This window comes from Pseudomonas sp. 2822-17 (genome assembly GCF_002742485.1).
GTDB lineage: Bacteria > Pseudomonadota > Gammaproteobacteria > Pseudomonadales > Pseudomonadaceae > Aquipseudomonas > Aquipseudomonas cyclaminis.
In genome coordinates, this window is the sequence record NZ_LJRZ01000041.1 from 1 (window position 1) to 291 (window position 291).

The 291-nt window shown below is 38.1% G+C and carries 1 pseudogene; it reads right to left on the reverse strand.

Annotated elements, in window-relative coordinates:
• Positions 1-247, reverse strand: a pseudogene (locus AOA60_RS00130) (DnaA/Hda family protein); the annotation flags it as partial.
• Positions 248-291: the final 44 nt, after the last annotated feature.

A 291-nucleotide genomic window follows, 5' to 3' on the forward strand; every position in this document is an offset into this window, starting at 1 on the left:
GAATTAATAAATTCATTCGTGAATTTTTCGGATGATAAATAGACCACTTTGGCACTTGGATTATGATCAATGACATAATGGCCAATGGCATGCATTAAATGTGTTTTCCCGAGTCCAACTCCTCCAAAATAAATAAAGGATTATATGCTTTGGCGGGTGCTTCTGCTACTGCAAGGGAAGCGGCATGGGCAAAGCGATTTCCACTTCCGATTACAAATGTATCAAAAGTATACTCAGGATTTAACATACTTTTAGGTGTATCGTCGTTTGATTGTACATGCTGTTTTACGG